At 67.7% G+C, this 26,250-nt stretch carries 27 protein-coding genes and 2 pseudogenes; 15 read left to right on the top strand and 14 right to left on the bottom strand.

Translation table 11 applies throughout. The features are described 5' to 3' along the window. Positions 1–80: 80 nt before the first annotated feature. Both KXD96_RS19155 and lnt read right to left on the bottom strand, forming a co-directional pair. A complete protein-coding gene (locus tag KXD96_RS19155) occupies positions 81–827 on the bottom strand; it encodes an SHOCT domain-containing protein (RefSeq protein WP_260738815.1) in 747 nt (248 codons plus the stop codon). Next, positions 824–2,290 (bottom strand): apolipoprotein N-acyltransferase, encoded by a 1,467-nt coding sequence (gene lnt, locus KXD96_RS19160; RefSeq protein ID WP_260738817.1) that lies wholly within the window; start codon positions 2,288–2,290, stop codon positions 824–826. Before lnt ends, KXD96_RS19155 begins: the two co-directional genes overlap by 4 nt. A 39-nt stretch (positions 2,291–2,329) precedes the next feature. On the opposite strand from lnt, the gene KXD96_RS19165 reads away from it, so the two are divergent. The 3 genes from KXD96_RS19165 to KXD96_RS19175 all read left to right on the top strand — a co-directional run bounded on the left by KXD96_RS19165 (position 2,330) and on the right by KXD96_RS19175 (position 4,835). After that, on the top strand, positions 2,330–3,286 hold the full coding sequence (locus KXD96_RS19165) for an SDR family oxidoreductase (protein WP_260738819.1): 957 nt from the start codon (positions 2,330–2,332) through the stop codon (positions 3,284–3,286). 16 nt (positions 3,287–3,302) lie between these two features. Beyond that, positions 3,303–4,400: a class I SAM-dependent methyltransferase gene (locus KXD96_RS19170; RefSeq protein ID WP_260738822.1), complete on the top strand. Its 1,098-nt coding sequence runs from the start codon at positions 3,303–3,305 to the stop codon at positions 4,398–4,400. A gap of 72 nt (positions 4,401–4,472) precedes the next feature. Continuing rightward, positions 4,473–4,835 (top strand): hypothetical protein, encoded by a 363-nt coding sequence (locus tag KXD96_RS19175; RefSeq protein WP_260738824.1) that lies wholly within the window; start codon positions 4,473–4,475, stop codon positions 4,833–4,835. Position 4,836: 1 nt separating this feature from the next. On the opposite strand, the gene KXD96_RS19180 is transcribed toward KXD96_RS19175, so the two are convergent. Both KXD96_RS19180 and KXD96_RS19185 read right to left on the bottom strand, forming a co-directional pair. After that, entirely contained in the window at positions 4,837–6,489 is a 1,653-nt protein-coding gene (locus tag KXD96_RS19180; RefSeq protein ID WP_260738825.1) for an Hsp70 family protein, read from the bottom strand. 104 nt (positions 6,490–6,593) lie between these two features. Then, positions 6,594–7,679, bottom strand: a complete 1,086-nt coding sequence (locus tag KXD96_RS19185) for a dihydrodipicolinate reductase (RefSeq protein ID WP_260738827.1) — start codon at positions 7,677–7,679, stop codon at positions 6,594–6,596. A gap of 105 nt (positions 7,680–7,784) precedes the next feature. Here KXD96_RS19185 and KXD96_RS19190 point away from each other — a divergent pair, with 105 nt between their 5' ends. The 3 genes from KXD96_RS19190 (at position 7,785) to KXD96_RS19200 (ending at position 10,077) form a co-directional block, all read left to right on the top strand. Then, entirely contained in the window at positions 7,785–8,117 is a 333-nt protein-coding gene (locus tag KXD96_RS19190; RefSeq protein ID WP_260738828.1) for an MmpS family transport accessory protein, read from the top strand. 27 nt (positions 8,118–8,144) lie between these two features. Further along, positions 8,145–9,443 (top strand): cytochrome P450, encoded by a 1,299-nt coding sequence (locus KXD96_RS19195; protein WP_260738830.1) that lies wholly within the window; start codon positions 8,145–8,147, stop codon positions 9,441–9,443. A gap of 94 nt (positions 9,444–9,537) precedes the next feature. Continuing rightward, the gene (locus KXD96_RS19200; protein WP_260738832.1) at positions 9,538–10,077 is read left to right on the top strand and encodes an ester cyclase; all 540 of its coding nucleotides are present in this window, start codon (positions 9,538–9,540) and stop codon (positions 10,075–10,077) included. Positions 10,078–10,089: 12 nt separating this feature from the next. Here the strand turns inward: KXD96_RS19200 and KXD96_RS19205 are convergent, their stop codons facing one another. Then, positions 10,090–10,800, bottom strand: coding sequence for a haloacid dehalogenase type II (locus tag KXD96_RS19205; RefSeq protein WP_260738834.1), 711 nt, complete (start codon positions 10,798–10,800; stop codon positions 10,090–10,092). 35 nt (positions 10,801–10,835) lie between these two features. Here KXD96_RS19205 and KXD96_RS19210 point away from each other — a divergent pair, with 35 nt between their 5' ends. Then, positions 10,836–11,192, top strand: a complete 357-nt coding sequence (locus tag KXD96_RS19210; protein WP_260738835.1) for a YidH family protein — start codon at positions 10,836–10,838, stop codon at positions 11,190–11,192. After that, positions 11,189–11,518 (top strand): DUF202 domain-containing protein, encoded by a 330-nt coding sequence (locus KXD96_RS19215; protein WP_260738837.1) that lies wholly within the window; start codon positions 11,189–11,191, stop codon positions 11,516–11,518. The genes KXD96_RS19210 and KXD96_RS19215 overlap by 4 nt, the downstream gene beginning before the upstream one ends. A 10-nt stretch (positions 11,519–11,528) precedes the next feature. On the opposite strand, the gene KXD96_RS19220 is transcribed toward KXD96_RS19215, so the two are convergent. Beyond that, positions 11,529–12,398 (bottom strand): glycosyltransferase family 2 protein, encoded by an 870-nt coding sequence (locus KXD96_RS19220; protein ID WP_260738839.1) that lies wholly within the window; start codon positions 12,396–12,398, stop codon positions 11,529–11,531. Positions 12,399–12,701: 303 nt separating this feature from the next. Here KXD96_RS19220 and KXD96_RS19225 point away from each other — a divergent pair, with 303 nt between their 5' ends. Both KXD96_RS19225 and KXD96_RS19230 read left to right on the top strand, forming a co-directional pair. Next, positions 12,702–15,581, top strand: a complete 2,880-nt coding sequence (locus KXD96_RS19225; RefSeq protein WP_313901589.1) for an RND family transporter — start codon at positions 12,702–12,704, stop codon at positions 15,579–15,581. 182 nt (positions 15,582–15,763) lie between these two features. After that, positions 15,764–16,429: pseudogene (locus KXD96_RS19230) on the top strand (lysophospholipid acyltransferase family protein); the annotation flags it as partial. A gap of 2 nt (positions 16,430–16,431) precedes the next feature. Here the strand turns inward: KXD96_RS19230 and KXD96_RS19235 are convergent. The 3 genes and pseudogenes from KXD96_RS19235 to KXD96_RS19245 form a co-directional block, all read right to left on the bottom strand. Beyond that, complete coding sequence (locus KXD96_RS19235; RefSeq protein ID WP_260738842.1) at positions 16,432–16,620, bottom strand: hypothetical protein; 189 nt, start codon at positions 16,618–16,620, stop codon at positions 16,432–16,434. 474 nt (positions 16,621–17,094) lie between these two features. Next, the gene (locus KXD96_RS19240; protein ID WP_260738846.1) at positions 17,095–18,582 is read right to left on the bottom strand and encodes an NAD(P)/FAD-dependent oxidoreductase; all 1,488 of its coding nucleotides are present in this window, start codon (positions 18,580–18,582) and stop codon (positions 17,095–17,097) included. Positions 18,583–18,832: 250 nt separating this feature from the next. Then, positions 18,833–19,075 (bottom strand): annotated as a pseudogene (locus KXD96_RS19245) (acyl carrier protein). 234 nt (positions 19,076–19,309) lie between these two features. Between KXD96_RS19245 and KXD96_RS19250 the strand changes: the two are divergent. From KXD96_RS19250 to KXD96_RS19260, 3 genes are all read left to right on the top strand, one after another. Then, positions 19,310–20,062, top strand: coding sequence for a cutinase family protein (locus tag KXD96_RS19250; protein ID WP_260738847.1), 753 nt, complete (start codon positions 19,310–19,312; stop codon positions 20,060–20,062). 81 nt (positions 20,063–20,143) lie between these two features. After that, entirely contained in the window at positions 20,144–20,695 is a 552-nt protein-coding gene (locus tag KXD96_RS19255; RefSeq protein WP_260738849.1) for a hypothetical protein, read from the top strand. 15 nt (positions 20,696–20,710) lie between these two features. Beyond that, entirely contained in the window at positions 20,711–21,418 is a 708-nt protein-coding gene (locus KXD96_RS19260) for an isoprenylcysteine carboxylmethyltransferase family protein (RefSeq protein WP_260738851.1), read from the top strand. Here the strand turns inward: KXD96_RS19260 and KXD96_RS19265 are convergent. The 4 genes from KXD96_RS19265 to KXD96_RS19280 all read right to left on the bottom strand — a co-directional run bounded on the left by KXD96_RS19265 (position 21,375) and on the right by KXD96_RS19280 (position 23,917). Further along, positions 21,375–22,091, bottom strand: a complete 717-nt coding sequence (locus KXD96_RS19265) for an Rv3717 family N-acetylmuramoyl-L-alanine amidase (RefSeq protein WP_260745455.1) — start codon at positions 22,089–22,091, stop codon at positions 21,375–21,377. The genes KXD96_RS19260 and KXD96_RS19265 overlap by 44 nt on opposite strands. A 64-nt stretch (positions 22,092–22,155) precedes the next feature. Next, positions 22,156–22,812, bottom strand: a complete 657-nt coding sequence (locus tag KXD96_RS19270; RefSeq protein ID WP_260738854.1) for an enoyl-CoA hydratase-related protein — start codon at positions 22,810–22,812, stop codon at positions 22,156–22,158. Continuing rightward, on the bottom strand, positions 22,809–23,435 hold the full coding sequence (locus KXD96_RS19275) for a TetR/AcrR family transcriptional regulator (protein WP_260738857.1): 627 nt from the start codon (positions 23,433–23,435) through the stop codon (positions 22,809–22,811). Before KXD96_RS19275 ends, KXD96_RS19270 begins: the two co-directional genes overlap by 4 nt. 26 nt (positions 23,436–23,461) lie before the next feature. Continuing rightward, positions 23,462–23,917 (bottom strand): hypothetical protein, encoded by a 456-nt coding sequence (locus KXD96_RS19280; protein WP_260738859.1) that lies wholly within the window; start codon positions 23,915–23,917, stop codon positions 23,462–23,464. 40 nt (positions 23,918–23,957) lie between these two features. Here KXD96_RS19280 and KXD96_RS19285 point away from each other — a divergent pair, with 40 nt between their 5' ends. Next, positions 23,958–24,374: a DUF6636 domain-containing protein gene (locus KXD96_RS19285; protein WP_260738861.1), complete on the top strand. Its 417-nt coding sequence runs from the start codon at positions 23,958–23,960 to the stop codon at positions 24,372–24,374. 60 nt (positions 24,375–24,434) lie between these two features. After that, positions 24,435–25,604: an acyl-CoA dehydrogenase gene (locus KXD96_RS19290; RefSeq protein ID WP_260738863.1), complete on the top strand. Its 1,170-nt coding sequence runs from the start codon at positions 24,435–24,437 to the stop codon at positions 25,602–25,604. Here the strand turns inward: KXD96_RS19290 and KXD96_RS19295 are convergent. Next, positions 25,601–26,158, bottom strand: a complete 558-nt coding sequence (locus KXD96_RS19295) for a TetR/AcrR family transcriptional regulator (RefSeq protein WP_396877014.1) — start codon at positions 26,156–26,158, stop codon at positions 25,601–25,603. The genes KXD96_RS19290 and KXD96_RS19295 overlap by 4 nt on opposite strands. Positions 26,159–26,250 lie beyond the last annotated feature (92 nt).

Here is a 26,250-nt window from a genome sequence, read left to right on the forward strand (position 1 = left end):
TTTGATAGCACCGGTGATATCGGATTTGAGAGTCCCCTATTGGTCCGACTGAGCTTCCTCGCGGCAGGCAGCCCGCCGCCCTACTGCCCCTCGAGGATCCGCCGCTTTTCGGACTCGAACTCCTGCTGAGTCAGCGCCCCGGAATCCCGCAGCGCGGCAAGGGTTTTGAGGCGCTCCAGGCGGATGCCTTCGTCGCTCGGCTCGTGCGCGACAGGCGCAACAGGCGCGACAGGCGCGACAGGAACGACAGGCGCGTGCACGTAGGGGCTCGCCGCCACCGCCACCGCCCTGCGCCGGGTGCGCCCCAGCCACAACCCGGACAAGATCGCACCGGCGAGTCCCACCACGAACAGGCCGACGAACAACCACACCAAAAAGCCGTAGGAACTTTTGTGCCCGAAGGCCAGGCGAGGGTTGATGTATCCGTTGACCTGGCCATCCGTGGTTATGTCGTAGTCGCCGCTGACGGGAATCTGAGCCACCCACACCCGCACGTGCGCGTCATTGTTGACCGTCGTTGTGCTGCCGATGCTTTCGCTCAATGCGGGTTGCGCCACACCCTCGGGCGGCGCGATCGTGACACCGAGCGGCGGGACCGGCAGGCCGGCGTTGGGACTACCGACCACGACGGTGTGCAGGCTGACGGTGACTTCGCCGGCGGGCAGATACAGGCTGCCCGTTCCCGGGATCGGCACCTCGCCGTAGGCGTTGTACTTGTCCAGGAAGAACGCGTTGAGCACCAAAGAGACGATGAAGCCGCCCACCGACACGACCATCAGCACGACGGCGGCGGCCAGCGAAATCTTCGCCAGCCGTCTGCGGTTCATCCAGGCAGTGTGTCACCGCGGGCCGGGCGATGCCAGCGCAACAGCGCAAACCCGAGGACGACGAACGCCAGCACCGGCACCCAGTCCCCCAGCCGCTGGTACGGCGTCACGCGCGATCCCAGCGGCACGCTCACCACGGTCACGCCCCGGAATCCCGACGGGCACCAGGCCAGCCGGTGGCCGCGCGCGTCGAAAGCGGAACTGTCGCCGGACAGTCCTGCATGCACGGCCGGGCGGCCCGCTTCGACGGCGCGCACCGCGGGCTGCGCGGCCAACTGCGGCTGCGCCCAACTGCCCTGGAACGACGACGTGGAACTCTGATACACCAACAGCTCCGCACCGAGCTGCGCCTCCCGCCGCGCCAGGTCGGAGAACAGGACCTCGTAGCTGACCAACGGGCCGATGGGCAGGGCGTCGGCGTGCAACACGACGGGCCCGGTTCCGCGTTGCCGGTCCTCGGCGGCGGCCCGGCTGTGGCGGGTGATCCAGCCGAAAAGCGGTCGCAGCGGGACATATTCGCCGAACGGCACCAGCCGGGTCTTCCGGTAGCTGCCCAACGATCCGCCAGGGCCCACGAGCACCGCGGACTTGGAGATCCCGCCGCCGGGCGCGGGCGCGTCGACGTTCACCAGCAGGTCAGCGCCCGCCCGCCGGGCCAGGTCGGCGAGGCGCGCCAACACCTCCGGATGGCTGGGGAGATCGGATCCCACGCTGCTTTCCCCCCAGACCACCAGGCCGGGCCGCTGCCCGGCGAGCGAAGCGGTGAGCTCCTCGCTGGCGGCCTGGCGCGCGCCGGAATCGGCGATGTCGCCGGGCTGCACCAGCGCCACGCGCACCGTGGGACCGCCGGCCGGCGAGGGCCCCAGCACATACCAGGCCGGGCCGACCGCCGCGCACGCCACGAAAACCACCAGCGCGCCCACCCTCCGGTGCACGATCACGCCGACCAGCGCGGTATTGGCCGCCACCAGAAGGAAACTCGTCAGCCACACCCCGCCCAGCGACGCCGACGCCAGTGTGACGGGCTGGCCGGACTGCGACGCGCCCAGCGACGCCCACGGACCACCCAGCGGCGGCCACGATCGCACGACCTCCGCCGCCACCCACGCGCTGGGCAACACCACCGCAGCGGCCGCCGTCCGCCCGATCCCGACGGGCCCGGACAGCAACCGATGCGCCAACCACCCCCACGGCAGCCACAGCGCACCGAGGCCGGCGGCCAGCACCACCAGCAGCGGGCCAACGAAAGGCGCCAGCCAGTACTGGGTGGCCAGCACGAACCCGGCGACGCCGAGCCCGGCCCGCACGGACGCCACCGCACCGGAAGGCGCGGCCCGCACCACCAACAGCAGCGGGACCAGGCCGAACCAGGCCAGCCACCACCACGACGGCGCGGGAAACGCCAGTGCGGGGAGCGCACCGACGACCAGCGCCACTAGCCAACCGGGAATCCGTCGCGGCATGCTGACCAGAATGCCGCCCGACCCGAAGGAGCGATACGCATGGCCAACGATCTCGTCGCCACGGTGCCCGACCTGTCGGGCAAGCTGGCGATCGTCACCGGCGCCAACAGCGGCCTGGGCTTCGGCCTGGCCCGGCGCCTCGCGGCCGCCGGCGCCGACGTCGTCATGGCGATCCGCAATCACGCCAAAGGGGAAAAGGCGATCGAGGAAATCCGCAAGACGGTGCCCGACGCCAAGCTGACGATCAGGTCGCTGGACCTGTCGTCGCTGGCCGCCGTGGCCGCGCTGGGCGAACAACTCAACGCCGAGGGCCGCCCGATCGACATCCTGATCGACAACGCCGGCGTCATGACCCCGCCGGAACGCGACACCACCGCCGACGGTTTCGAATTGCAGTTCGGCAGTAACCATCTCGGACACTTCGCCCTGACCGGGCACCTACTGCCGCTGCTGCGCGCGGCCGGCAAAGCGCGCGTCGTCTCGCTGAGCAGCGTGGCGGCCCGCCAGAGCGGCAAGATCCATTTCGACGACCCCAATTTCGAGAAGTCCTACGCGGCGATGTCGGCGTATGGCCAGTCGAAGCTGGCGGTGTTGATGTTCGCCCTCGAACTGGACCGGCGCAGCCGCGCGGCCGGCTGGGGCGTCATGTCCAACGCCGCGCACCCCGGCCTGACCAAGACCAACCTGCAGATCGCCGGGCCCTCGCACGGCCGCGAGAAGCCGGCGCTGATGGAGCGGTTGTACAAGGCATCCTGGCGTTTCACGCCGTTTCTGTGGCAGGAGATCGACGAAGGGATCTTGCCGGCGCTGTACGCGGCCGCCGCGCCGCACGCCGAGGGCGGCGCGTTCTACGGGCCCCGGGGCTTCCTCGAACTGGCCGGCGGCGGGGTGCGGCTGGCCAAGGTGCCCGATCCGGCCCGCAACCAGGCTGACTGCCAACGACTTTGGGAGCTGTCCGAGCAGCTCACCGGCGTCAGCTACCCGAAGCCGGGCTGACGACTATCGTTGGCACATGCGGCCTGAGCCCCGGATGCCCGAATCGAGCGTTGTGGTTCGGCCCGAGCCCGTTTACACCCAGTCCTCCCGACTACAGGCCGCCGGGTTGGCGCCGGCCATCGCGTTGTTCGAGCGCGCCGCCGAGCGGGTGGCGCTGCCCAAGCCGCCGCAGCCCATCGTGATCGCCGACTATGGCGCCGCCAACGGGCACAATTCGCTCAAGCCGATGTCGGCGGCCATCGCGGTGCTGCGTCGCCGCACCCGTCACGACCACGCAATCCTGGTGGCGCACACCGATATTCCGGACAACGACTTCTCGGCGCTGTTTCACACCCTGGAAGACGACCCGGAGAGTTACCTGCACCTGGACACGGCGACATTCACGTCCTCGATCGGCCGCTCGTTCTACGACCAGATCGTGCCGTCCAAGACCGTCACCCTCGGCTGGTCGTCGTGGGCGACGCACTGGCTGAGCGCGATCCCCGGCGAGGTGCACGACCACGTGCACGTCGCCTACAGCAGCGACGACGCGGCGCGCGCGGCGTACGCCCAGCAGGCGGCCCTGGACTGGCACAACTTCGTCGCGTTCCGCGGCCGCGAATTGGCGCCCGACGGGCGGCTGGTGGTGATGACGATCGCCCTCGACGAGGACGGCACCGCGGGGTTCTCGACACTGGTCGGCGCGATCGTCGCGGGGCTGCGGGAGCACGTGCGCGACGGCCTGCTGAGCCAGGACGAGGAGCGGCGCATGACCATTCCCACCTTTGCCCGCGGCGAGAAGGACTTTCGCGCCCCGTTCGCGCCGAGCGGACGGTTCGAGGGCCTGACGATCGACCATCTCGAGATGTTCAACGCCGAGGACCGCTTCTGGGCCCGATTCCTGGCGGACCGCGACGCCGAGGCGTTCGGCGCGCAGTGGGCGGCCTTCGCCCGCGCGGCGCTGTTCCCCGCCCTGGTGCGCGGGCTGGACGGCGGCGTCCACGACGGCCGGGCCGCGGAATTCGCCGACCGCCTAGAGCGCGCGGTCGCGGCGCAGCTGTCAAGCGCACCCGAGCCGATGCGCATCCCGCTGGCATTGATCGAGCTCGTCAAGCGCGAACGATCCGGTTCATGAGAGTTTCGACACAACGCGCGAGCGGGTAACCCCCTGAAGATCGCGACCTGCGATTTCGAGGGGGTTTGCTGAATGAGCGTGCAGGACGATAAGTCGGCCGGCCAGGACACCGATCAAAAGCTGACCGAAAAGCCGGAGCCGGACGAAAGCGACAAGAAGAAGGCCGCCGAGATGATGGAGGCCTACAAAGAAAAGCCCACCATCGTGTTGCCCGGCACCGGGGGGAGCGTTTCGGGCACCGCGGTCAACGGGTGGTTGGACGAGGACGGCAATCCGAGGCACGAAAAGGCCGCGGGTGCCGACTCCGACGGTCAGGCGAAGGCCGACGATTCCCGCGACGAGGAAGCGTTGCGGGACCAGATCGAGAAGGACAAGGCCCTCAACGAGCAACTCAAAGAGGCCGCGACCGCGGAGAACAAGGGCGAAAAGAGTTGAGCTATCGGGTCGTTCCCAGCTGGGGGGCCAATTGGGGGATGCCGCTGATGCCCAAGTCGCCCCCGATTCCTTGAATGATCTGATTGACCCGGTCCAGCCCCGGGATGGGTTCGTTGAGGCCGGGCACCGGCGGAATGGGGGGTATCTCCGGGATCCGCGGGATCGCCGGATGGGGCGCGGCCGCCAGCGGCGGCGCCTGCTGCGGTTTGGCTGACGGCGCGCTGGTCGACGGCGTCTCGGTGGTGGCGGGCGGGTTGGTATCAGTCGTCGACGGCGCGGGAGCCTCTCCGGTGGGCGGCTGCGCGGTCGCGGTGTTGGCGGGCAGAGCGGGGACCGGTCTGCTGGTCACGCCGGGCGCCGGCGTCGTCGCCGATTTGTCCGCCGAAGTCAGGCCGATCATGACCGCAGTCCCCACCAGCGCCATCGCCGCCGCCGCACCGACGATCGCCGCCAGCACCGGCAACCGAAACAGGCGGCCTTTGCGCTTGGCGGGCTCCGCCTCTTGTTTGGCGGCGGGCGTCGCCCGCGATTGCTGGCCGGTCCGCGACCAGGCCTGCGCCGCCCGGGCCGTCGCCGTGGCGAGCGCGGCGGGCGCCGACGCCGTGGCCACGTCCTCGCCGGGACCGTGCGCCGCGCGCAGCGCCGCCCCGGTGGCCGCCGTCAGTTGCGGGCGCGGCGTAGTGATGACCGGGACGCGGAAGTACTGCGAGAGCGCGGTGGTGATCGCCGGGATGTTCGCCCCGCCGCCGGCGGAGACGACCGCGACCAGATCATGAATCCCGTTGCGCGCCAATGCGTTTTCCAGCACCGCCACGAATCTGTCCAGCGGTGTGCGGATCGCCTCGTCGAGCTCGTCGCGGGTGACCCGCACCTCACCCGTCAGCCCGTCGGTCAGCGTGGTCGCCGCGCTCGACGACAGCGCTTCCTTGGCGCCTCGGCATGCGGTCCGCAGCCGGCTCAGCGAGCCGATCGCCACGGTGCCCGACGGGTCGAAGGAAGCGGTGCTCGGCATGTTGGAGACGACGGCGCTCAGCAGGGCCTGGTCGATCAGGTCGCCGGAGAAGTCGCGCAGCCGCACGGTCGGGGCCAGCGCCTGGTAGTCGCCGTCGGCGCGCATGAAGGTGATGCTGGTGCCGCTGCCGCCGAAGTCGCAGACCGCCACCGTGCCCGTGGACGGCATGCCGGGGTCGGTCCGCACGGCGAACAGCGTGGCCGCGGCGTCGGGAATCAGCAGCAGGGGCCGCGCCCGGTTGGACCATTCGGCCACCGAGCTCAGCGCGGTGCCGACCGCGTCGGCGGTCATGGACGCCCAGTGGGCGGGATAGGTCACGGCGACGCTCTGCGGCATGGCCCGCCCGCCGGTGACGGCGTAGGCCAGCGCGCGCATGGCGTCGGCGATCAGTGTCTCGCCGCGGTGCACCGAGCCGTCGGCCGCCACGATTCCCCGCGGGTCGGAGACCCGATTCACGAACCCTGTCATCACCAGGCCGGGCTGGTTCAGCCGCGGGTTCTCGGCGGGGATGCCGACCTCCGGCGCGCGCTCGGGGTAGAGCGTCAAGACCGGCTTGCGGGTGATGGCCCGGCCGGCGGCGACCGCCGCCAGGTTGGTGGCCCCGATCGACAGGCCCAGCGCGGTCCCAGCTCCATCGGCCATTTGTCCCAACCCCAACTTCAGCGACTCGCAACCGGCTAGCCGTTATTGTGCCGCCGAAACCTGTACCGCGTCTCAGCGCAACCTAGGTGCCGGCTGTGTGCCCGTCAGCGAATGTTGCCCGCCCCGGCGATCAGCGGCAGGTCGAGCGGCGTGACCCAGCCCGGCCGCAGGTCGTTGACGGCCGGCACGGCGTTGAGCGCCCGCATCCCGGTGGCCAGGCAGCCGGCCGTGGCCGCGTCCCGGCCGGAGCCGTCGGTGAACCGGAACGCGGTTTCCTGGAAGACGCTCGGCGTGCCCTCGATGTCGACCCGGTAGACGTCGTTGTCGTGGCCGGACGGCCAGTCGGGGGCGGCGTCCAGCCCGATGCGGTTGACGTGCTCGAGCTGAATCCTGGTGTCGCCCTTATAGATTCCGTTGATGGTGAACCGGACCGCGGCGACGTGCCCCGGCTTGATGACGCCCTTGACGGTGTTGCGTTCGGTGGGCGTCACCCACTTGTCCCAGGTGGTGGTGATCTCGTCGAGCATGATGCCGGCCGCATGGGCGATCATGGGGACGGTGGCCCCCCACGCGAAGATCAGCATGTTGGAGTCTTCCAGCATCGGGCTGTATTCGGGCTCGCGGCCGATGCCCATCTCGACCTCGTAGTCGCCCTCGTAGTTGGTGTAGTCGAGCAGTTCGGAGGCGCGCACCCGGCGCACCTCCGAGCACAGGCCCATCAGCGTCATCGGGAACAGGTCGTTGGCGAACCCGGGGTCGATGCCGGTGGTGAAGCAGGACGACTGCCCCAGCTCGCAGGCTTCGGTGATCGGCGCGATCCACTGCGGCGGGTTGAGGTGCATGGTCGGCCAGACCCACGGGGTCATCGCCGTCGAGCACACGTCGATGCCGGCCCGCAGGAAGCGGGTGATCAGCGCGATGTTGTCCTTGGCGTGCATCGCCGTGGGGCCGTAGTGCACCAGCGCGTCGGGCTTCAGCGCGATCAGGGCGTCGACGTCGTTGGTGGCGATGATGCCCGTCGGCTCGGGCAGCCCGCAGATGTCGCCGACGTCGCGCCCGACCTTGTCGGGGTTGCTGACGCCGACCCCCACCAACTCGAACAGCGGATGCTTGACGATCTCGGCGATCACCATCTTGCCGACGAAGCCGGTGCCCCAGACCACCACACGTTTTGAGCCGTGTCCCGACATACTCACCTTCCCGTGCCAGCCCCCCGTGGACTCACATTAGAGCGGCTCGGCTTCGTCTGGGCGGAAAGCTTCCGTAGCACCGCGCGTGGTGACACGATGCAAATCATGACCAAGCATGTGCGCGGGCTCTCGATCCTGTTCGCCCTCGGCGTCGGGGCCGCACCCGGTGTGGCCCACGCGATCCCCCAGATGCCCCAAGCCCGCTACGAGGTGACCGGCGCCGGCGTCGCGCAGTACATCTCGTACCAGACCGACGCCGGCCAGCTGCACCAGGTAAACGCGCCGCTGCCGTGGTCGACGGAGTTCACCGCCTTCGGCGGTCAGGTGTTCGTCATCAGCGCCCAGGGGGTTGGCCCCATCCGGTGCCAGATCCTGCTGGATGGCAACGTGGTCGCCGATGCGCAGTCGGCCGGCGGCAGGACCGTCTGTGCGCACTAACAATTCACGCTTCCCAGGAGGTCCTCGGTGAGTCTCAAGACGGGTATCGCGACGCGGACGAACGGGGCGCCACCGCCCGAGGTGCCGCTCTCCGACATCCACCTCGATTCGCTGGATTTCTGGGGTCTCGACGACGACTTCCGCGACGGCGCCTTCGCCACCCTGCGCCGCGAGGCGCCCATCTCGTTCTGGCCCGCGATCGAGATGGAGGGATTCGAGGGGGGCGACGGGTATTGGTCTCTCACCCGACACGACGACGTTCACTTCGCCAGCCGTCACCCGGAAATCTTCAGCAGCAGCCCCAACATCACGGTCAACGACAACGCGCCGGAGATCGCCGAGTACTTCGGGTCGATGATCGTGCTCGACGATCCGCGGCACCAGCGGCTGCGCTCGATCGTCAGCCGGGCGTTCACCCCGAAGGTGGTGGCGCGCATCGAGGCGTCGGTGCGCGAGCGGGCCCGCCGGCTGGTCGCGTCGCTGATCACCAACCATCCCAACGGGGAGGCCGACCTGGTGACCGAGCTCGCCGGCCCGCTGCCGCTGCAGATCATCTGCGACATGATGGGGATCCCCGAGGAGGACCATCAGCGGATCTTCCACTGGACCAACGTGATTCTCGGGTTCGGCGACCCAGACCTGACGACCGATTTCGACGAATTCCTCAAGATCTCGATGGACATCGGCGCCTACGCCACCGCGCTCGCCGAGGACCGCCGCGTCAATCACCACGACGACCTGACCAGCAGCCTGGTCGAAGCCGAGGTCGACGGCGAACGGCTGTCGTCCGCGGAGATCGCGTCCTTCTTCATCCTGCTGGTGGTGGCGGGCAACGAGACCACGCGCAACGCGATCAGCCACGGCGTGCTGGCCCTGTCCCGCTACCCCGAGGAGCGGGACAAGTGGTGGTCCGACTTCGAGCATCTGGCGCCCACGGCCGTCGAGGAGATCGTGCGGTGGGCCTCGCCGGTGGTCTACATGCGCCGGACGCTGACCCGCGACTTCAAGCTGAGCGGCACCAAGATGGCCGAGGGCGACAAGGCGGTGCTGTGGTACAACTCGGCGAACCGCGACGAGTCAAAGTTCGCCAACCCCTGGCTGTTCGACCTGGCACGCACCCCCAACCCCCATTTCGGGTTCGGCGGCGGCGGGGCGCATTTCTGCCTGGGCGCCAACCTCGCTCGCCGCGAGATCCGGGTCGTCTTCGACGAGTTGCGCCGCGAGATGCCCGACATCGTCGCGGTCGAGGAGCCCGCGCGGCTGCTGTCGCAATTCATCCACGGCATCAAGGCCCTGCCGGTCGCCTGGACCCCGCCGCGCGGGTAGTCGCCCCCTTTTTGCGCGAGCAGACGCAAACTCGCATCGCACGGCGCTCGATCGTGCGAGTTTGCGTCTGCTCGCGGGGTTTATCGTTACCGGCATGACGATTCCCGCGTTCCCGCCCGCCGAGGTGCTGGCCGCCCGCGAGAAGCTGGTGCTCGACCACTTCCATGACGAGGTCCGCCAGGCCTGGGACGACGTGTTGTCGACCTTCCCGCATCCGCGTTACGAGCTGATCCCGCAGATGATCGTCCACGACGGCGAGACGGCGGTGCGCGACTACTACACCTACACGCGGACCGCGTTTCCCGACCAGGATCACGAGATCATCGCGCTGCGGCACAGCGCCGACGCGGTGATCGTCGAGTTCTGGTTGATGGGCACCCATCGCGGCTACCTGGGCAAGGTTCCGCCCACCGGCAGCCGGTTCCGGGTCCGCATGACCGCCTACTTCGTCTTCGACGAAACCGAAACCCTTGTCTGCGAACGCATCTACTTCGACACGCTGACCATGATCAAGCAGCTCCTCGGCGGGCTGGACATGACGAAGCCGGCGAACTGGCTGCTGGCCGCGCGCTGCGCGCGCGGATTCCTGTCGATGTCGTCGGAAAAGCCCGACCCGGCGCTGCTGAGTGCCTAAGCGCACCGCTGTTCAGCAGCCGAGTTGCCGTGCGAGGTCGACGAAGTCGGATGCGTTGACGTCGAACTCGTCGGAATAGGCGACGTCGGCCCCGCCGTCGGCGCCGAACTCGAGCGGACGCGCGACGAAGGCGGTCCGGAACCCCAGCCGGGCCGCGGCGCGAATGTCGTACTTGTGGCTGGCCACCATCATGATCTCGCCGGGGTCCAGGCCGAGGTAGGTCGCGGCCATTCGATAGATCGCCGGGTCGGGCTTGAACACCCCGGCCATCTCCGCGGCGAAGACCGCATCCCACCGCAAGCCGGCGCGCTTGGAGATCTCGATGACCGCCGACACGTCGGCGTTCGACAGGGTGGCCAGCGTGTGCCCGCCTTTCAGCCGCGCCAGCCCGGGCACCACGTCCGGCCAGGGCTTCAACCGCCGCCAAGCCCCGGTCAGCTCTTCTCGTTCGGCGTCTGGAAACGCGATGCCGCGCTCGTCGAGCACGGCGTCCAGCGCCCGGCGATACACCGAGTGGACCGGCACCCAGCCGCTGCGGGAAGCCCGCGCCCCCTCCAGCGTCGCGAAGTAGCCTGCGCGCCAACGCCGCACCAGGTCGGGCCAGTCGACGTCGGCAAAGCGGCCGGCGCTGATCCGCCGCGCCTCGTCGCACACGGTCGAGTGGAAGTCCGTCGCCGTACCCTGCACGTCGAACAACAAAGCCTTAACCACACGCGCAATCATGCAACCCGCTGCCCGGATGGATCTACGATGTCCCGGTGGCCGACCCCGCCGACGAGCACGAGCCCGACTACCGGTTCACCTTCGCCAACGAGCGGACTTTCTTGGCCTGGCAGCGCACCGCGCTCGGGCTGCTCGCCGCGGCGGTGGCGCTCGTGCAGTTGGTCCCCGAGCTTGGGATCCCCGGCGCCCGCCGGGTACTGGGCGCGGGGCTCGCCGTGCTTGCCATCCTCACCAGCGGGATGGGCCTGTTGCGCTGGCGGCAGGCGGATGACGCCATGCGCCACGGCCGGCCGTTGCCGCGTCATCCCTCGCCGACCTACCTCGCGATCGGTCTCACGCTGGTCGCGATCGTCGCCCTGGGATTGGTGATCGCCAAGGCGGTGCTGCGTTGACCGACGCGGCCATGACCGGCGACCGGCCCGGCCTCCCGGTAGAACGGACGATCCTGGCCTGGACGCGGACCTCGTTCGCGTTTCTGGGCAATGGCGCCCTGCTGATGATCAGGAACCTGCACGGCCCGGTGGGACCGGACTCGTTCATCCCCGCCGGGCTCGCGGGCCTAGTGGCGTTGGGAACGTTCGTGATCGCCGTTCAGCGCCAACGCATCCTGCAACAGCGGCCCATGCCGCGGCGCGTCACGCCACGACGCCCGGTCTACGTCGTCGGCGTGGCCGTGCTGGTGCTCATCGCCGTGACGACGGTGGCCCTGCTGATCTAGTCGCGTCCGGTCACGCGCCCTTCGGCAGCTCGACCGAGGACGCATCCGCACGGCTCTGTCGCAGCAAGGTGAGGTGAAAGTCGCCGGCGTCGTAGAACAACCGGATCGCGCGGAACGGAAAGTAGAGCAGCATCAGGGTTACGACCGTGGTGCGGGCCGTCCGGCTCTTGATGCCGTGCAATTCGGTCGTCCGGGTATAGCGCGTCACATAGTGGTAGAAGTCGCGCAGGGAGCTCTCCAAGCGCCGCCCGGACATGGCGGCGACCATGGTTGGCTCGTAGACGATTTCGAAGCCGTTCTTGAACAGCGTCAGGGCCAGATCGACGTCTTCGTGCAGTTGGTCTTCCACGTCCAGCTGCGTCAGGTGGCGCACCGTCTGCCACGCCCGGGCCCGGATCGCCATGTTGGCACCCAGCAGAAACCGCTCGTTCTTTTCCCGGCTGTGCTTTAGCCGGAGCTTGCGGTCGAGCCAGAAGAGGAAGCCGGGCAGGGGCATGTCGTACAGGGCAATCGGGCCGCTCGCCGCGTCGATGGCCGGATCCGCGAAGCGCCCCCGGATGGTCTCGACCCAGTTGTCGGCGATCATGGCGTCGGCATCCGTCCGGGCGATGATGTCGCTTCGCGCGTGGTCGAATCCGTGGTTGCGCGTCGGGGCGATGCCCTGATGTCCGTTCTGGTGGAGCAGGCGGATGCGGAGATGCGGGTGCTCTTTCTGATACCGCCGCACGACCGAGACGGTGGCGTCGGTCGACCTGTTGTTGACGACGATGATCTCGTCGGGAGGCGAGGTCTGCCTGACGCAGGACTGCAGGCAGCGGCCGATGAAGTGCTCCTCGTTGAAGGCCGGAATGACGATCGAGACCGAGGGCTGTTGGGACATGAGCACCGCCCATCTTCAAAGTGCAGGAACGGGATCCGGCGGGGCGAGCTCGCGCATGCGAGCACCCACCACGAATCCCCTTCTGGCAGTGGGTATTCCATGATGCCACTGCCCCAAACACTATGCCACTCACGGCGTCTACGCTTGGGTAAATTTCACATCTTCGGCAAACTTTAACTCAATACAGGCGTGTTGTTCAACACATGTATATCGTGACTGTGCGTTCACCCCGCCCGCCCGATCGATCCCCATTCTCGGCAACGCAAAGGCCCGCATCCTTGTCAACCGCCTCGTAGAATCCGCGTGATAAACGCACAGACGGCCGTCAGCCATTCGGAGCGGCCATTCACCGCGCGCGCCATCCGTCGCTTTGCGGTGCCGATCATCATCGCGTGGCTGACAATCACCGTCGTGGTCGCCGTCGGCGTCCCGTCGCTGGAAAGAGTGGGGCAGGAACACTCGGTATCCATGACGCCCGACGAGGCGTCATCGATACAGGCCATGAAGCGGATGGGCAAGGTCTTCGGGGAATCGGACTCCGACAATGCGGCCATGATCGTCCTCGAGGGCGACCAACAGCTCGGTAACGAGGCGCACGAATACTACGCCGATCTGCTCCGGAAACTGAAAGCCGACGCCGGCCACGTCCAGCACGTGCAGGACTTCTGGGGGGACCCGCTCACGGCCGCGGGCGCGCAAAGCGCCGACGGCAAGGCGACCTACGTCCAGCCGGATCTGGCCGGCAACCAGGGCGAGATATTGGCCACCGAATCCATTGAAGCGGTGCGCAATATCGTGGCAGGCACGCCGCCGCCCAGGGGGCTGCACGTGTATCTCACCGGACCGTCGGCGCTGATCGCGGACATGCACGCGATCGGCGACAAGTCCGTCATCCTCATCACGGCCACGACCGTCGCGGTCATATTTCTGATGCTGCTGGCGGTCTACCGCTCGATCAGCACCGTCGTCCTGCTGCTGCTGATGGTCGGTGTCGAGTTCGCGGCGGCGCGGGGAATCGTCGCGTTTCTCGGAAGCCTGGGCGCCATTGGGCTTTCGACCTTCGCCATCAACCTGCTCACCTCCCTGGTCCTTGCGGCTGGCACGGACTACGGGATCTTCCTCCTCGGCCGCTACCAGGAGGCCCGTCAGGCCGGCGAGGACCGGGAACGCGCCTACTACACCACCTTCCGCGGGGTCGCCCACGTCATTCTGGGTTCCGGCCTGACGATCGCGGGCGCGACGTATTGCCTGGGCTTCACCCGACTGCCGTATTTCCAGAGTCTCGGCATCCCCTGCGCGGTGGGCACGCTGGTTGCGGTCCTGGCAGCGCTCACGCTCGGGCCGGCGGTCCTCACCGTCGGCAGTCGCCATGGCCTCTTCGACCCCAGGCGGATGATCGAGGTTCGCGGCTGGCGACGGGTGGGCACCGTCGTGGTCCGCTGGCCCGCACCCGTTCTCGCCGCGACCTCCGCGGTGGCCTTCGTCGGCCTGCTCGCCCTGGCGGGCTACCGGACCAGCTATAACGACCGGCAATACGTGCCGGGCCACCTACCCGCGAACGCCGGATACGCCGCCGCGGACCGCCACTTTTCTCCGGCGCGGATGAAGCCGGAGATCTTGCTGATCGAGGCGGACCACGACCTGCGCAATCCGGCGGACTTTCTGGTCCTGAACAGGTTGGCCAAGGGAGTCCTCGCGGTTCCCGGTGTTTCCAAGGTGCAGGCCATCACCAGGCCGGACGGGACCGCCCTTCCACACACGACGCTCCCCTTCATGCTCAGCGCGCAAAACGCCATCCTGCTGCAAAATACGGTCTTTCAGAACAAGCGCATGGATGACCTGCTCAAGCAGGCCGCCGAGCTGGCGAAAATGATCGGCATCATGCAGCGCATGTATGACTCGATGCACCAGCTGGTCAGCACGACGCATCACCTGGTCGGGAAAACGCATGACATGCAGGCGATCACGGCGGAACTGCGCGACGACATCTCCGATTTCGAGGACTTCTGGCGGCCGATGCGCAGCTACTTCTATTGGGAGAGGCACTGCTACGACATACCGGTCTGCTGGTCGCTGCGATCCATCTTCGACGCCATCGACGGCGTCGACGAGATCAACGACAAGCTGGACGAACTGATAGTCGATCTCGACGAGGTGGATGTGCTGCTGCCGCAGCTGCTCTCGCAAATCCCGCCGATGATCGACTCCATGCAGAGCATGCGCAGCATGATGCTGACGATGCACAGCACCATGTCCGGCGTCATCGGCCAGATGCAGGCGAACACGACCGATCCCGCCGCCATGGGTCAGGCTTTCGACGCGGCCAAGAACGACGACTCGTTCTACCTGCCGCCGGCGGCCTTCGACAACGACGATTTCAAACGCGGCATGAAATTGTTCCTCTCGCCAGACGGGAAAGCCGCCCGGTTCTTCATTTCCCATCGCGGGGATCCCGCCACGCCCGCGGGCTTCGCCCGGGTGAGCGCCATCAAGAGCGCAGCCGAGGAGGCGCTCAAGACCACCCCGCTGGAGGGCGCCAAGATCTACCTCGGCGGCACCGCAGCGGTTTTCAAGGACATCTCCGACGGCGCCCGATACGACCTGATGATCGCGGCCATCTCGTCGCTTTGTTTGATCTTCATCATCATGTTGGTGATCACCCGGAGTTTTGTGGCGGCCGTGGTCATCGTGGGCACGGTGGGGCTGTCGTTGGGCGCTTCCTTCGGGCTCTCGGTGCTGCTTTGGCAGCACCTCATCCGAATGGAATTGCATTGGCTCGTGCTCGCCATGTCGGTCATCATTTTGCTGGCGGTGGGATCCGACTACAACCTGCTCTTGGTGGCCCGGTTCAAACAGGAAATAGGCGCCGGCCTGAAAACCGGGATCATCCGCGCGATGGGCGGCACGGGCAAAGTCGTGACGAACGCGGGTTTGGTTTTCGCCCTCACGATGGCATCGATGGCGGTCAGCGAACTGCGGGTGCTCGGCCAGGTGGGCACCACCATCGGCCTGGGCTTGCTGTTCGACACCTTGGTGGTGCGCGCGTTCATGACCCCGTCCATCGCCGTCCTGCTCGGCCGCTGGTTCTGGTGGCCGATGGCGGTGCGTCCCCGTCCCGCCAGTGCATTACTCCGGCCGTTCGGCACCCGTTCGTCCGTACGTGCCCTGACAGAAAGCGAGTAGTCACGCGTGGTCACGTTAAATGGGCTGCCCACCTTGTTGTTTCGTCGGCCCACATGCGGTGCCGCGAATACATCCGTGCGATCCGGGAGGTTTCAATGAAGGTGCCGGCGTTGTCGGAGCGGCCGATGATGGCCGACCTCCGCAGGCAGTGCAACCTTGTCGTCGGATTCGCGTCAGCCCTCCCCTTGGCGGCGGGGGCGTTGGGGCTCGGCGTGCTGACCGGCAGCCGTCGCCGCGGGCTGAACTTCTTTACCGCTACCTGGCCCCGGTTGTTGCTCGCCGCCAACGGCATACGGATCAACGTGGTCGGCGTCGAGAACATGACGGCGCAGCGGCCGGCCGTGTTCATCTACAACCACCGCAACCGCGTCGACCCCTTCGTCGGCGCCGCACTGATGCGGGACAACTGGATCAAGATCGCCAAGAAGGAATTGGCGCGCGACCCGATCATCGGCACCCTGCTCAAGTTGACCGACGGCGTGTTCATCGACCGCGACAACACAGCCGCGGCCGTGGAAGCTTTGCGCGAAGTCGAGGAGCGCGCGAAAAAGGGCCTGTCCATCCTGATCGCCCCGGAAGGCACCGCGCTGGACACCACCGAGGTCGGACCCTTCAAGAAGGGGCCGTTTCGCATCGCGATGGCCGCCGGCATCCCCATCGTGCCGATCGTGATCCGCAACGCCGAGATCATCGCGTCCCGCGATTCGCTCGCGATCAATCCCGGCACGGTGGACGTCGCCGTGCTGCCGCCGATCTCGGTGCAGGACTGGACAATTGAGACGTTGCCCGATGGGATCGCCGCGGTCCGCCAGCTCTATCTGGCCACGCTGGCCGACTGGCCGTCCGACGCCTAGGCGGTTGCTTTGAGACCCGACACCGTCGAGCGCATGGGGCGCAACGACGACAGGAACATCACCCCATAGCCGTTGGTGCGCAGGCTGATTCGCAGCGCGGGACTCGGGGTGTTGCGCTCGAGCCACTCCGTCAGGGCCGGGCGTTGCTGGTAGGCCGAGGCGGTTTGGACACCCAGCAGCCGCAAGAGCGCGGGCAGTATGGTGGGCTGGTTCGATCCCGGTGCGTTGAGGAACTCGCTCCTTGCGGTGTTCTGTTTTAGTTCGTTTGGGCGGCGCTTGTCAGCGACTGTTGCGCGCTCGGGCAGGCGACCGAATGCGCAGGCTGGTCAATGGCCCCCAGCACAAAGGCAAAGGTGATCGCCAGGCAAGCACACACACGGCACAGTATTTCCATTGGGCCACATCATCTTTCGCATCGGCAGCGGAGGAAGTCCGCGTTTTCTGCTTCCGGCCGACTACCCCGATTCGGCGAAACCAAACAGCGCCGGGGTGATTCGCCGAATCGCTAGCGCCCCATCGGCCACACCAGTCACCGGAAAGAAGGCGGTGGCCTTTTGCCCGCCTTTCAGCGACAACCCCGACGCGCACCGGACTTGTCGCTGAAAGGCGGGCAAACAGCCGGCCACTTCCGCGCCGGGGCCGGTGTGACCGGTGTGGCGCTAGGCGATGGCGTAGTCGCTGAGCGGAAACGTGCGGCCTTCCTGCACCGCGTTCAGGGTCGACGTCGGCCGCAGCAGCGAGGCCTCGCCGCTGGGGCTGAAGTAGTACGAACGCGACGTGGCGCAGTTGCCCGCGTAGAACACCGTGTCGTCCAGCAGTTTGGTCATCCGCTCCATGAACCGGTCGTTGGCCTCTTCGGTCACCTCGAAGGTCGTCGCACCGCGGCGCTTGACCTCGCCGAGCAGCCGGTCCATGTGCCGCATCTGGTACTCGATGGTGTGGAAAAAGGACAGTCCGGAGAAGGCGAACGGGCTGGCCAGGCTCAAGTAATTGGGGAAGTACGGCATCGAGATGCCCTGGTAGGCCTGGAACCGGGTCTCGCGCCACCACTTACCCAGGTTGCGGCCCTTGCGGCCGACCACCTCGATGGCCGGGAAGTTCGCCTCCCACAGGTCGAAACCGGTCGCCAGCACCAGGGTGTCGATGACGGTCTTGCGCCCGTCGACGGTGACGATGCCGTCCGGGTCGATCCGCGCGATCGAGGTGGTCTCCAGGTGCACGTGCGGCTTGGCGAACGCGCGGTAGAAGGTGTTGGACATGGTGGGCCGCTTGCAGCCGCAGTCGTAGTCCGGGGTAAACTTGGCGCGCAGTTCCTTGTCCCGGATCCACCGGAATCGGTTGATCTTGGCCAGGTCGGCGGCGGAGATGTTGCCCCGCCCCCGGGTCTCCCGGAAGTGCAGCGCCCCGATGACCATGATGATCTCGAGGACGACGTCGGTGACCCACCGCAGCGCGCGCTGCGCCACCGGCACCCGGGCGAACAGGTGGCGCACCGCCGGCGGAAACTCGAAGTCGGGTTTGGGCATCACGTGGGTCGCGGTGCGCTGGTAGACGGTCAGGTCCCCGGCCTCTTTGGCCAGTTCCGGGATGAGCTGAACCGCCGACGCGCCGGTCCCGATGACGGCGATCCGGCGTCCCGCGTAGTCGTAGTCGTGGTCCCACGCGGTGGTGTGGACGATCTTGCCCTCGAAGCTCGCGATCCCCGGGATCTCCGGCAGCCGCGGCTGGGACAAAAAGCCTGTCGCGGTGATCAGGAAGCGGGTCGTCAGGGTCTCGCCGCCGGCCAGCGCCACCCGCCATATTTCGGCGTCCTCGTCCCACTGGGCGCCTTCCACGGTGGTGTTGAACCGCATGTGACGGCGCACGTCGTACTTGTCGGCGACGTCCGCGGCGTACTGCTTGACCTCGGCACCCGGCGCAAACAGCCGTGACCAGCCCGGATTGGGTTCGAACCAGTAGGAGTAGGTGGTCGACGGGATGTCGACGGCGAGGCCCGGGTAGTGGTTGACGTGCCAGGTACCGCCCAGGTCATCCTCGCGGTCGACGATGACGAAGTTGTCATATCCGAGACGCTTGAGCTGGATCGCGGCGCCGATGCCGCCAAAGCCCGCGCCTACGATGACGGCGTCGAAACGGTCCGTGTTCACAAGCCTGCTCCGTGCCTACTTGCCCCGCGATTACACATCAAGAACTGTCGCTAACCTTACGGAATTCTAATAAACCCGTGTCTAAGACGCACACGTGTTTGCCAGCATGTGACCTTGCTGACACCGTCAGCGGACCTGTCGGCCGCCCCAGAACGCGAGATCGCTCGCCCTTGGCGGCGGGGCGGCCGAGGTGGACGACCACCCCGCGCCAAAGCCTCTGTCTCAGAGCCGAAGCTGCGAGACCGGTGTTCTACCGGGCGGCCGGCCCGGCCGTGCCCGTCGTCTGGAGGCGGCCCCAGAATTCGTGGCATCGCCGCGCACGTTCCGAATCTTGCTCCATCACCTCGCTGAAGAACGACGCGACGTCGTCCATGCCCGCGTTCCTCGCGTCACGCACGTACTGGCCCTAATCGTGGCCGGCCTTCAGCGAGTGGTACTGAACGGAGATGAAGTCGAAAGTCACGTCCCCGAAACCTGTTTCACCCGTGGCCATATCGTCTCCCTTCGGTGTCCCTAGTGTGTTCGCTGGACGGGCTACCCGGGGTAACGGGCGCCAAACGAAGGCTCCAAGCCGATTTCGCAAGATGACTTTGCGGCCCGAGCCCTTTGGGTGTATGTCATTTGGTGCGACGACACGCGGCCGTCATCCGACAGTTGAGACCGCGCATCGGTATACAGGAAACGATGACGAAGCTTTTGACAGACTGACAGTTTGGGAGGGGTCCGCATGGGCATCAACCGCGGCATGATCGCACGTCAACTCATCCGTTCCCTTACTCCCGCGATAGTCGCGGCGTCCGGCCTCGGCGCGTCGGCCCTCGCCGGTTCAGTCATCCCCTCCGCCTCCGCCCAATGCCCGGACGTCCAAGTGGTGTTCGCCCGCGGCACCGGTGAAGCCCCCGGCGTCGGCCCCACCGGACAGGCCTTCGTCGACTCCCTGCACTCCCGCATGGGCGCCAAGTCCTTCGACGTCTACCCCGTCAACTATCCCGCCAGCGACCAATGGGACACCGGCCTGGACGGCATCAGAGACGCAGGCGCCCACGTCAATTCGATGGCCCACGACTGCCCCAACACCAAAATGGTGCTCGGCGGCTACTCCCAGGGCGCGGCCGTGATGGGCTTCGTCACCTCCGCCGCCGTCCCCGACGGCGTCGACCCCAACACCGTGCCCAAACCCCTGGACCCCTCGGTGGCCGACCACGTCTCCTCGGTCGTGCTGTTCGGCATGCCCAACGTGCGCGCCATGAACTTCCTCGGCGAACCCCCCGTCGTCATCGGGCCGGCCTACCAGAACAAGACCATCAAAGTCTGCGCCACCGAGGACCCGGTCTGCTCCGACGGCATGAACTTCGCCGCCCACAACACCTACGCCGACGACGGCGCCATGATCGACAAAGGCGTCGCCTTCGCCTCCAGCCACCTCGACGCAGGCACCGGCGGACCCGCGGCACCTCCGGTCAGGGGCTTCTCCGGCTGAGCGACCGCTCGGCTAGGCCACGCGGCGCACGATGACTTTCGTCTCTGGTGGACGACGGCCCGCCGGGTGTCAGCTTGGTGCATGGCGCTCGATAACGCGGGACGCAGGCTGGGTCGCGGCCTGCTTCTTGTAGTGCTTGTGGTGTTGGCCTGGCTGGTGATCCTGCCAAGGGTCTTCCGACGAAACCGAGACCTCATGCTCAGGATCGGCCCGTTCAAGGCATTCTTGACGAGGTACAACGCGTTGACTCGCAGGATCGCGGGAACGAAGCGGTCGTCATGGGGGCTACTGACCCACGTGGGCCGCCGCAGCTGGCGCGTGTATCAGACGTCGCTCGGCGCGACTCCCTACCGTGACGGCTTTCTTCTGCCGCTGGGTTACGGCCCGCACACCGACTGGTACCGCAACCTGATGGCCACGGGGGTGTGCACCCTGGCCTGGAAAGGGCAGACCTATCCGCTCGAGCGGCCGGAACTCGTCTCCTGCCCCGACGTGATGCGCGCGTGGCCAGTAAGGTTGCGAATCTTGTTGCAACTGGCCGGGATCCACGACTTCGTCTGGTTGCACCAAAGCCACGAGCAGCGCATCGAGTCCTCTCCCCTCGCGTCGCCGGCGCAGCACGCTGCTAGCTGACGGCGGGCGCTCTCCATGACGAACTTCCGGCAGGCCGACATGCCGACGCTTGAACGGCTGGAGGTCTGGGCCAGACGGATCGGGATGCTCGGCTTCGCCGGAGAAACCCTGATGGTGGTCGTCGGGGTCTCGCGCGCGTGGCATCGACCCAAAGGGCGCACCGTTGGTCGCGCCTACGAACGACTGCCGCTACCAACACTTCTCGGGATGCTTCTCGCCGGCCTGGTCGGCATGGCCGCTCTGGTCCCGCTGAACCGGCGGGTCCCATTGCCGCTCCCGAGGCGGTGGCGGGTACTGGCGCTTGCACTCGGAGTCGTTTTGTACAGCGTGGGATTCGGGTCCGTCGTCTGGGGACGCGTGACCCTTGGCGAGATGTACAACATTTCGACCGAAGCGGGGGCCGAGCTCTACGAAGACCACCGGCTGGTGACATCCGGCCCCTTCGCCGTGGTACGGCACCCGATGTACGTGGGGGCAATCGTCCAATTCATGGGCGCCGTTTTGTTGTACCGGACGTGGAGCGTTGTGCTGTTGCTGGGAGCGGAGATCGTCACCAACACCGGCCGCGCTCGTCGCGAGGAGCAGGCACTCGCCGCGGAGTTCGGAGATCAGTGGCGTGCATATGCCCGACACGTGCCAGCTGGCCTGCCCTTTGTCGCAGGCTCGCTTCGCGTTCCGGCTAGTTCGATTTGGCGTTCAGGTAGGCGACAATCCCCTGGGTGACCGCGGCGGCATACTTCGCCCGCCCGTCGGCGCGTTGCATCCGCGCGGCATCCTCGGCGTTTTTCATGTTGCCGAGTTCGACCAGGATCGCCGGGTATTGGGCCAGGTTCAGCCCCGCGAGGTCGGCGCGGCCGTACAGGCCGCCCGACCCGATGTAGTTGGCCGGCCGAAAACCCGCCTGCGACAACGCGTCCCGCATCATGGTGGCCAGCTGCACGGCGGGGCCGGCCTGCACGGCGTTCAACGGCGGGCTCGAGTAGTTCACGTGAAAGCCGCTGCCGGACGCGGGTCCGCCGTCGGCGTGGACACTCACGATCGCGTCGGGACGCATCGCGTTGGCCGCCGCCGCGCGCTCATCCACGCAGGGGCCGACGGAGTTGTCGTCGCCTCGCGATAGCTGGGTGCGGACGCCCATCTGGTTGAGCGATTCGTTGATCAGCCCCACGACCGCCCAGGTGAACGCGTGCTCGGGATAGCCCCCGTCGGTGGCGGCGCCCGACGCTTGGCACGCCTTGGTCCCGCCGCGACCGTTGCGGACCTGCTGGCTGATCGACGCGTCGTTGACGGCGTTGTGGCCCGGGTCCAGGAAGACGGCCGACCCGGCGAGGCCTGCCGCCGCGCGCGGAGCGGTGATGAGGCCCCCGGCACCGAGCAGCACCGGCGCGAACCTCAGCACGTCGCGCCGCGAGAAGGATCCCCGGCGGCCGGGGTGGTCACTCACCGCGCGATGGTAGCAATCAGACGTCGGTCAACGCCCGGGCCGCGGCGCGGAACATGGTCTGCTTGATCGCGCCGAGCGTGCCGGGATCCTTGCCGCCCAGCGGGCGCAGCAGCTCGGTCGCGGCCGCGGTCACCTCGCCCTCGGCGGCGGTCGCGTCGACGATGCCGAATTCGGCGGCCTCTTCCCCACCGAACCGCCGCCCGGTCGTCATGGAGGCCACCGCGGCGCGGGGCGTGAGCTTGGCCTGGATCAGGGCGGCCATGCCGTCGCTGAACGGAATGCGGATGTCGACCTCGGGGAAGCAGAAGAATCCTCGGTCGGCGCGCATCACCCGCACGTCGTGGGCCATCGCGAGCATGGCGCCGGCGCCGAAGGCGTGTCCGGTTATCGCGGCGGCGGTCGGCATGGGGAAGGTGAGGACGCGAGCCAGCAGGGCCTGCACCCGCGCGACGTAGGACTGCATTTGGTCGGAGTGGGCGCCCAGCCAGTCCAGATCCAGTCCGTTGGTGTAGAACTTGTTGCCCCCGGTGGTGACGAGGCCCTCGGCGCCGGCCTGCTGAATTTCGTCGAGCCGCTCGTCGATCGCGTCGAGAAACCCTGGGGAGAAACGATTCTCGTCCTCGCCGAGGTTCAGAATCGCGATCTTTTCGTCCCAGCCGAATGTCGGTGTCATGTGGTGGCCCTTTCTCTGGTTTTGCGTCGGGGCGCCCCGGCGTCGAGCACAGCTTTGACCGCCGCGCGCAGCCGCGCCCGCGCGTCCGGGTCGTCGATCCGGTTGTGGCGCAACAGGATCGCGGTCGGTAGGTCGACGATGCAGGCCGTGATGACGTCGACGGCCGCCGCGTCCTTGCGGTCCCACAGTCGGCGGGCCAGCCGAATCATCGCCTCCACCAGCAGCCGGTCCAGGTCGCGCAGCTGCGTCGCGACGTCCGGCGGCGTATCGGGACCCAGCAACTCCTCGCGGCGCACCGTCAGCAGTAGCTGCGACGACTCCGGGTGGGTTGCGGCGAAGACGGCCGGCGCCTCGGCCGCCGCCACCACGGCCGCAATGCCGTCGCCCTCGGGGGCGGAGTCGATCAAATCGCCCTGCGCGCCGAGGAATCGGTGTCCGGCCCGCAGCCAGGCGCGCCCGACGAGTCCCGCCCGCGAACCGAAGGTGTGGTACAGCGCGCCGTTGGATACACCGGTCGCGTCGCTGACGGCTCTTATCGTGACCGATGCCGGCCCGGACTGCACCGCCAGCCGTTCGACGGCATCCAGGATCCGATCCTGGTCGTGAACGCGGGGGCGCGGCATCCCGGCATCATAACAGAGCGGTTGCTCTATTTCAGGTTGTATGCCTCGCGCGAGATGCGGAAGAAGTGACCGGTGCTGGAGTCGGTGCACGTGATGGCCGCGACCTCGCCCTTGCAGGTGAGCGAGGCCACCGAACGCGTCTCACCGACCTGGAGCGTGGGCAGTCCCATGCCGCGGGTGGTGTCGGTGTGGCAGACCATGGCCGGTGAGCTGCCCTGGGCCATGTCAACCTGATCGCCGAAGGCCCCCACGCAGGACTGCGGACGTGGCGGCATCACGTAGGTGGGGTCGGTGACGCCGCAGGACGCGCGGGGCGCGTCGCCCTGGAACGCCGCCATCACACAGGTGACGTCTCCCGAGGGCGACTGGAATTGGTAGAACGGCTCCGCATGGGCGATGGCCGCCGAGCCCACCGCGGTGATGGCCGCCGCAACCGACACCGCCGCGATCATGTTCGCTTCCATCATGCAGTTGTAGTCCATTTATGCCCCGACGAACAGCCCCTGCGCTTACGCTCAGCAAATGATCAGACAGGCGCTCGTCATCGGTGCCACGGTCGCGGCGGCCATGGCCGTGCCACCGACCGCACGCGCGGACACTCTGAATTTCCAATCCCCGTCCGGGAACATCTACTGCGTCCTGGACAGCGCCTTTGTCGCATGCGACATCAGCGACTTCGATTACCAGCCACCGCCACCCCCGGAGTGCGGCAAACACCTCGCCTGGGGCAATCGCTTCGTCCTGACGGCGGGTCAGCCTGCCGCCATCCACTGCCACGGCGACACCCTGCGCGTCGCCGGCGAGCCGACACTCGACTACGGCCAATCCATGTCCGCGGGAACGATCACGTGCGGCAGCGAACCGTCCGGCATGACGTGCACCGACAGCAGCACCGGGCACTACTTCCGCGTGTCGCGGGATTCCTACGACATCGGCTGAGAGTTGTTCCGCTTGAACCGCTTACGTGACCGTACAAAATAGTATGGTACGGTCGGCGCCATGTCCGCGGTCGACGCTCATCCGACGTACGGCATCACCGACGAATTCGTCGCGCGACTGGCCGAGCGCGCCGAGGAGGCCGAGCGGCTGCGCCGGCTGCCCGCGGCGACGGTCAGCGAGTTCCGGCAGACCGACCTGTTCCGGCTGTTGCTCCCGGCGCGCTTCGGCGGCATCCAGGCGTCGTTCCCGGAACTGCTGGAACCGGTTCGGCGGATGGCGCACGGGTGCGCGTCCAGCGCCTGGACGCTGGGTTTCTACGCCCTGCACAACTGGATGCTGTCGCTGTTCGACATGCGGGTCCAGGAGGAGGTGTTCGCCTCGGGCCCGGTGCTGGCGCCTGCTCCCCTGGCCCCCACCGGCCGGGGCGTCCCGGCCGACGGCGGGGTGCGGCTGACGGGCCGGTGGTCGTGGGCCACGGGCGCGATGGACGCGGACTGGGTGATGGTCGGGGCGCTCATCGAGCGGTCGGACCGCATCGATCCGGTGCTGGTCGTGCTGCCCGCCGACCAGGTCGAGGTCGCCGACACCTGGCACACCGCCGGCATGCGCGGCACCGGCTCCCACGACGTCGTCGTCACCGACGTCTTCGTTCCGGAGCACCGCATGGTCGCGGTGGCCGACATCTACGCCGGAACGGCGCCGGGCGCTATGGCGCACGCGGTGCCGACGTATCGGTGGCCGATGGTTCCCGCGCTGGCGCTGGTGGCGTCGATGCCGGTGCTCGGCGCCGCCGAACGGGTGACCGAGCTGTTCGCCGAGCGGCTGGGCGAGCGTGTCCTGGCGTATAGCGGTGTGGCGCAGAAGGATCAGCCCGCCGCGCAGATCCGGCTCGCGAGTGCGCGGGTTCGGTTGCGCGCTTTGCGGGCGCTGGTCGACGAGACCGCTCGGCGCATCGATGACCTGGTGGCCCGCGGCGAGCGGGTGCACCGAGCGGTGCGGGCCGAGGCGCGGCTCGCAACCGCCCACACGGTGCACGAGAGCCGGGCCATTATTGCCGATCTGCTGGACGCCTCCGGCGCCAGCGCGCAGTTCCTGTCCAACCCGCTGCAGCGCTTCAAACGCGACGTGGACATCGCGGCCGGGCATGTCGTGTTCGACTACGACGTGAGCCGAGAGTTGGCCGGTGCCTTGGCGATTGGCGCCAAGATTTCGCCGATCGCGATGATTTAGTCCTTGAGCATCAGTTCCAGGAAGCGTTCCCGCTGAGCGATCTTCTGCGCCTGCTGGGCCGAGCCGGCCAGGTGTAGCAGCCCGATCCCGGCGGCGAACGTCAGCTCGGCGCGCAGCTTGGCGTCCTCGGGGCTGAAACCGTAGTCGCTGTAGGCCTTGGTCACGGCGCGCAGCAGGCGCCGGTCGGCCGCGCGGACGTTGGCGGCGGCGGCCGGGTCGGTGCGCGCCCATTCGCGCATCGCGCGCTCGAGCGTCCAATGCCCCGGGCTGGTCAACGCGGTCATCATGGCGGACAGGCGTTCTCGCGGTGGTAGCGCGTCGAGCTCGGCCAGCGACTGGCGGTCTTTTTCCAGGAAAATGTTCCACGATTCGACCAGCGCGGCCCGGTAGCTGTCCATGTCGGCGAAGTGCCAGTAGAAGCTGCCCCGGGTGACGCCCGCCTGCTGGCACAGGCGTTCGATCTTCAGCGCGCGCATTCCCTGTTCGGCGAGCAGCGTGTAGCCCGCCTGTAGCCAGTCTTCGACTGTCAGCCGAGGGGGTTTGCGTGCGGCCACATCGTGCAAGGTTACGGGGGGTTACAGCCCGGCTGGGTGAGGCGGACACCTGGGCACGGCGCCGACCGCTCCCGTGCCGGGTGAATTCCTCC

The organism is Mycobacterium sp. SMC-2, from assembly GCF_025263485.1.
In the GTDB taxonomy this organism is placed as follows: Bacteria; Actinomycetota; Actinomycetes; order Mycobacteriales; family Mycobacteriaceae; genus Mycobacterium.

Excerpts from the sequence above, each read along its gene's own strand:
- KXD96_RS19155 (WP_260738815.1), bottom strand. The coding sequence starts at position 827 with ATGAACCGCAGACGGCTGGCGAAGATTTCGCTGGCCGCCGCCGTCGTG.
- lnt (WP_260738817.1), bottom strand. The coding sequence starts at position 2,290 with ATGCCGCGACGGATTCCCGGTTGGCTAGTGGCGCTGGTCGTCGGTGCG.
- KXD96_RS19165 (WP_260738819.1), top strand. The coding sequence starts at position 2,330 with ATGGCCAACGATCTCGTCGCCACGGTGCCCGACCTGTCGGGCAAGCTG.
- KXD96_RS19170 (WP_260738822.1), top strand. The coding sequence starts at position 3,303 with ATGCGGCCTGAGCCCCGGATGCCCGAATCGAGCGTTGTGGTTCGGCCC.
- KXD96_RS19175 (WP_260738824.1), top strand. The coding sequence starts at position 4,473 with ATGAGCGTGCAGGACGATAAGTCGGCCGGCCAGGACACCGATCAAAAG.
- KXD96_RS19180 (WP_260738825.1), bottom strand. The coding sequence starts at position 6,489 with ATGGCCGATGGAGCTGGGACCGCGCTGGGCCTGTCGATCGGGGCCACC.
- KXD96_RS19185 (WP_260738827.1), bottom strand. The coding sequence starts at position 7,679 with ATGTCGGGACACGGCTCAAAACGTGTGGTGGTCTGGGGCACCGGCTTC.
- KXD96_RS19190 (WP_260738828.1), top strand. The coding sequence starts at position 7,785 with ATGACCAAGCATGTGCGCGGGCTCTCGATCCTGTTCGCCCTCGGCGTC.
- KXD96_RS19200 (WP_260738832.1), top strand. The coding sequence starts at position 9,538 with ATGACGATTCCCGCGTTCCCGCCCGCCGAGGTGCTGGCCGCCCGCGAG.
- KXD96_RS19205 (WP_260738834.1), bottom strand. The coding sequence starts at position 10,800 with ATGATTGCGCGTGTGGTTAAGGCTTTGTTGTTCGACGTGCAGGGTACG.
- KXD96_RS19220 (WP_260738839.1), bottom strand. The coding sequence starts at position 12,398 with ATGTCCCAACAGCCCTCGGTCTCGATCGTCATTCCGGCCTTCAACGAG.
- KXD96_RS19250 (WP_260738847.1), top strand. The coding sequence starts at position 19,310 with ATGGGCATCAACCGCGGCATGATCGCACGTCAACTCATCCGTTCCCTT.
- KXD96_RS19255 (WP_260738849.1), top strand. The coding sequence starts at position 20,144 with ATGGCGCTCGATAACGCGGGACGCAGGCTGGGTCGCGGCCTGCTTCTT.
- KXD96_RS19260 (WP_260738851.1), top strand. The coding sequence starts at position 20,711 with ATGACGAACTTCCGGCAGGCCGACATGCCGACGCTTGAACGGCTGGAG.
- KXD96_RS19270 (WP_260738854.1), bottom strand. The coding sequence starts at position 22,812 with ATGACACCGACATTCGGCTGGGACGAAAAGATCGCGATTCTGAACCTC.
- KXD96_RS19275 (WP_260738857.1), bottom strand. The coding sequence starts at position 23,435 with ATGCCGCGCCCCCGCGTTCACGACCAGGATCGGATCCTGGATGCCGTC.
- KXD96_RS19280 (WP_260738859.1), bottom strand. The coding sequence starts at position 23,917 with ATGGACTACAACTGCATGATGGAAGCGAACATGATCGCGGCGGTGTCG.
- KXD96_RS19285 (WP_260738861.1), top strand. The coding sequence starts at position 23,958 with ATGATCAGACAGGCGCTCGTCATCGGTGCCACGGTCGCGGCGGCCATG.
- KXD96_RS19290 (WP_260738863.1), top strand. The coding sequence starts at position 24,435 with ATGTCCGCGGTCGACGCTCATCCGACGTACGGCATCACCGACGAATTC.